This is a genomic window from Phytoactinopolyspora endophytica (assembly GCF_004138495.1).
Lineage (GTDB): Bacteria > Actinomycetota > Actinomycetes > Jiangellales > Jiangellaceae > Phytoactinopolyspora > Phytoactinopolyspora endophytica.
This window is the reverse complement of record NZ_ML142866.1, coordinates 146,730-150,850: the sequence shown is the minus strand read 5'-3', so window position 1 is coordinate 150,850 and position 4,121 is coordinate 146,730. Positions and strand designations below refer to the sequence as shown.

Below are 4,121 nucleotides of genomic sequence, written 5' to 3'. Positions count from 1 at the left end.
GGCTGTGGTGTTCAGGTGGATGCCTCGCAAGGCGCCGGAGGAGGTCGATGCTGGTACATCGGACGACGACGGCAACGCCGCGAGGCGTCCGCCTGGGCGCCACAGACGTCAAGAGACCGGCTTTACGGGGCACTAGGCGGGTTCCGGCTCGTCCGTCGCCGCTGGTTCCGGGTCGAGATCCTTGCCGAAGTAGCGGACGAACTCGGTGTGCGCATGAATGCCGTACGGGCTGGTGGGCTCGTAACCGCTCGAGGTGTAAAGGGCCATAGCCTCGGGTTGCTTGAGTCCGGTCTCGAGCACGATGCGCCGGTAGCCGGCAGCCGCCGCTCGTTCCTCCAGCTCGACGAGCATCCGGCGGGCGTGGCCGCCACCCCGGTGGTCGTGCGACACGTACATCCGCTTGATCTCGGCGACATGATCCGCGTGCCGGCGGAAACCGCCGGTGGCGACGGGCTCGTTGCCGAGGAAGCCCACCAGGAACTGACCCTCCGGCGGCGCGAACTCGTCCGGTGCCACTGGAGCGTCATCGGGGTCGCCGTAGCGTTCGATGTACTCCTGCTGCAGCTCGTCTTCGAGCGCGCGTACCACCGGGTCGGAGTACCTCAGCGGGCGGATCAGGATCTCGGTGACATCCTTGCCGCCGGTGAATGTGTCCGTCACACCACTTCTCCAGGCTTGACAGCAGGCTTCGGGAGCCTCAGCCGGCGGATCTGCATCGCCCGCATGATGGCGTAGAACGCGTGTCCACGTCCCTCGTCGTCGGGGAATCTCTTTCGGAACTCTCGCTTGACTCTGATGCTGAGGATCGTCATGTCGACGACGAGCATGAGCATCACCACCAGCCAGAGCGTCATCATGATGACCTGCACCTGCGGGATCGGGATGAAGTTGCCGAACAGGACGACCACGATGATCGGGAGGAAGAACTCGCCCACGGTACGCCGGGAGTCGACGTAGTCGCGCAGGAACTTCCGGCCCGGTCCCTGATCGCGCTTCAGGAAGTAGCGCTCGTCACCGGTGGCCATGGCGCTGCGGGCCTTGGCCCGTTGCGCCTTCATGCGCTCGCGATCCTTTCGCATCGCTTCGCGCTTGTTCAGCGGGGGCTTCACCCGCTCCTTGCGAGCCTGTTCGGCCTCGCTGCGCTTAGGCGTCGGGCGCCCCTTCGGACCAGGCTGGATGTCTGGACGCGCGTTGTCGGAACCGGGAGAATCAGAGGTCATATCGGCCTCCGCCACGGTCTGGGCGTTGCTGGATTCGGAGTCGGATCGGCGACGGAACACACCTACAGGGTAGGTTAGAGACAGTCCCAAGGCCATCGGCTGGGCTTACCGGTTGTAGGTGAATGGCCGTCGCGTTGGTACCCTCCCTGCCATCGTGGGCCTTCACACCGTAGGGTAGGACTGCGAACGCTTAAGGACAGACTGATAACCGCTCAAGGAAGGGCTACCTGGCCACATGGGGATCTTTCAGCGAATGTCCATGATCTTCCGGGCCAAGGCCGACAAGGCGCTTGATCGTGCTGAGGACCCCCGGGAGACCCTCGACTATTCCTACAAGAAGCAGCTCGACATGCTTCAGAAGGTGCGCCGCGGGGTGGCAGACGTTGCCACCAGCCGCAAGCGCATCGAAGTACAGATGACCCAACTCCAACAGCAGTCCGGCAAGCTGCAGGAACAGGCCAAGAAGGCGCTGTCCCTCGGCCGTGAGGACTTGGCTCGTGAGGCGCTGAGCCGCCGTTCTGGCCTGGAAGGGCAGATCGGCGACCTGCGCACCCAGCATCAGGCGCTGCAGGGCGAGGAAGAGAAGCTGACGCTGGCTGCGCAGCGGCTTCAAGCGAAGGTCGAATCCTTCCGCACCCGGAAGGAGACCATCAAGGCCACCTACACCGCGGCCGAGGCTCAGACCCGTATCGGCGAGGCCTTCAGCGGCATCTCTGAGGAGATGGGCGATGTCGGCATGGCCGTGCAGCGCGCCGAGGACAAGACGGCCGAGCTGCAGGCGCGCTCCGGCGCGATCGACGAGCTGTTGGCGTCTGGCGCGCTCGACGACGTCACCGGGAGCCCTTCGGACAGCATCAGCGCCGAGCTGGACCAGCTGTCCTCGACCAACGACGTCGAGCTGGAGCTGGCCAAGATGAGGGGTGAGCTGACCGGAGGATCCAGCGAGGCGCCGAAGGCGATCGAAGGTGAGTCTGGTTCGGCCGAGTCCGTCCTTGAGGCGGAGACCAAGCGCGAGGAGGGACAGCGGTGATCATCCGCATCATGGGCGAGGGGCAGCTGAAGGTTGCCGACGAGTTCTTCACCGAGCTGAACCGTCTCGACGATGAGCTCGGTGAGGCGGTCGACTCGGGCGACGACGAGCGGTTCCGCGCCGCCCTGGTCACGTTGCTGGACGAGGTACGGAAGGTGGGCACTCCGGTGCCCGATGACGAGCTGGTCGACAGTGATCTCTTCCTTCCGTACGCGGAGGCACACATCGACGAGGTCCGTGAGCTGCTCACGGAGGAGGGCCTGATCCCGGCCGATCCTCCGAGCTCGGCTCGCTGAAGTCTGTTCCTGCGGGTGGCGGTTGGGAACGCTGTGGCACGCCACAGCGTTGATTAGAGGAAAGTCTCTCATTCGACTCTCCGCAGGACTGCGACAACAGGAGGAGTAGCCCGGTGGCACGTACGAGGTTCGCGCCGGACCGTGGATTGACCACGCGCATGCTGATGACCATGGTCTTGCTGGCCGTGCTCTATGTCGTGCTGGTCGGCGCGATCTCGCTGCTGTCGGGCGCGTGGGTGCTGGGTGTGATCATCGGGCTCGGCGTGCTGTGGGGGCAGTGGTACTTCTCCGACAAGCTCGCGTTGTCCGCCATGGGAGCCCGCGAGGTCTCGCCGGCCGAGGACCCGCAGCTGCACGCGGTGATCGACCGGTTGTGTGCGATGGCGGACATGCCGAAGCCGAAGGTCGCGGTCGCCCACACAGACCTGCCCAACGCCTTCGCGGCTGGACGCAGCCCAGACCGGTCAGTCGTCTGCGTGACGGACGGACTTCGAAGGAAGGTGGACGAGCGAGAGCTCGAGGCGGTGCTGTCGCACGAGCTCTCGCACGTCGCTCACCGGGATGTTCTGGTGATGACGATCGCTTCGGTGGTCGGTGTGCTGGCCGGATTCATGACTCGTGCCGTCCTGTGGAGCGGGATGATGCGTGGTCGTGGAAACAACAACAACGCCGCTCTCATCGCGCTCGGTGTCATGGTGGTCGCTGCCGTGGTCTACTTCGTCAGCTTCCTGCTCACGCGTCTGTTGTCGCGTTACCGGGAGCTGGCGGCGGACCGCGCCGGGGCCATTCTGACCGGGCAGCCGTCGGCTTTGGCCAGCGCGTTGACCAAGATCTCCGGCGAGATGGCACAGATCCCCAATAAGGACCTGCGCGCGGCGGAGCCGTACAACGCATTCTTCTTCGTTCCCGCGCTGACCGGGAAGCTGGACATCGCATCCTTGTTCGCCAGCCATCCGAAGCTGGACAAGCGGCTCGCTCAACTCGACAAGATCTCTGTCGAGCTCGGCCGCGAGTGACAGGTCAAACAGGAGATCATGGGATTCTGGGATACGATTTTCGGTCGGTCCAAGCGGGTCGAGCCGAATCTAGACGCATTGTTCGGCTTGCCGACGGCCGCGCTGACCCTGGAAGCTTCGGCGCAGATGCACCCGACGGGTGTCGGAGCGGTCTGCTTCCGGCAGGCCGAAGGGGGCCCGTTCGCTCGGCTGAAAACGGAGATCACGGAGCTGCTCGGCGGAGCTGAGCCGGAGGAGAAGCTCGACGACTACGGCTACACCTGGCTGGTCGTCAAACGTTCTCCGGATGACATGGTCGCGCTCTGTACCGATCTGCACTCGGTGAACTCCACGCTCGAGGCAAACGACTTCGGCCCGTCACTGCTGTGCACGACGATCGGGCTACGCTCGGACGATGGCCGTGGCCTGGCGCTGGTGTACCTGTACAAGCGGGGTACGTTCTACCCGTTCGCGCCGATGGACAGCAAGGCCCAGCGGCGGGACAACGCCCTCGAGCTTCAGGTGCGGGCCCTGGTCAGCGGCGACCTCTCGATCGAGCAGGACGTCAGCCGTTGGTTCC

6 protein-coding genes are annotated in these 4,121 nt (G+C 64.8%); 4 read left to right on the top strand and 2 right to left on the bottom strand.

Translation table 11 applies throughout. The features are described from left to right. Nucleotides 1-132 precede the first annotated feature (132 nt). The gene (locus tag ELR45_RS27620; protein WP_205857383.1) at nt 133-660 is read right to left on the bottom strand and encodes a GNAT family N-acetyltransferase; all 528 of its coding nucleotides are present in this window, start codon (nt 658-660) and stop codon (nt 133-135) included. Further along, a complete protein-coding gene (locus ELR45_RS27615) occupies nt 657-1,220 on the bottom strand; it encodes a DUF3043 domain-containing protein (RefSeq protein ID WP_129669186.1) in 564 nt (187 codons plus the stop codon). The genes ELR45_RS27620 and ELR45_RS27615 overlap by 4 nt, the downstream gene beginning before the upstream one ends. 235 nt (nt 1,221-1,455) lie before the next feature. Here ELR45_RS27615 and ELR45_RS27610 point away from each other — a divergent pair, with 235 nt between their 5' ends. The 4 genes from ELR45_RS27610 to pspAB form a co-directional block, all read left to right on the top strand. Next, the gene (locus ELR45_RS27610) at nt 1,456-2,250 is read left to right on the top strand and encodes a PspA/IM30 family protein (protein WP_129669185.1); all 795 of its coding nucleotides are present in this window, start codon (nt 1,456-1,458) and stop codon (nt 2,248-2,250) included. Beyond that, a complete protein-coding gene (gene pspAA / locus ELR45_RS27605) occupies nt 2,247-2,546 on the top strand; it encodes a PspA-associated protein PspAA (protein ID WP_129669184.1) in 300 nt (99 codons plus the stop codon). The genes ELR45_RS27610 and pspAA overlap by 4 nt, the downstream gene beginning before the upstream one ends. Before the next feature lie 113 nt (nt 2,547-2,659). Further along, nucleotides 2,660-3,562, top strand: a complete 903-nt coding sequence (htpX, locus tag ELR45_RS27600) for a zinc metalloprotease HtpX (protein ID WP_129669183.1) — start codon at nt 2,660-2,662, stop codon at nt 3,560-3,562. An 18-nt stretch (nt 3,563-3,580) separates the two neighbouring features. Then, nucleotides 3,581-4,121, top strand: a 541-nt coding sequence (gene pspAB / locus ELR45_RS27595) for a PspA-associated protein PspAB (RefSeq protein ID WP_129669221.1), incomplete at its 3' end; no start/stop codon positions are given.

Bases quoted from the DNA above. Each gene is read 5' to 3' on its own strand.
- ELR45_RS27615 (WP_129669186.1), bottom strand. From the start codon at position 1,220: ATGACCTCTGATTCTCCCGGTTCCGACAACGCGCGTCCAGACATCCAG.
- ELR45_RS27610 (WP_129669185.1), top strand. From the start codon at position 1,456: ATGGGGATCTTTCAGCGAATGTCCATGATCTTCCGGGCCAAGGCCGAC.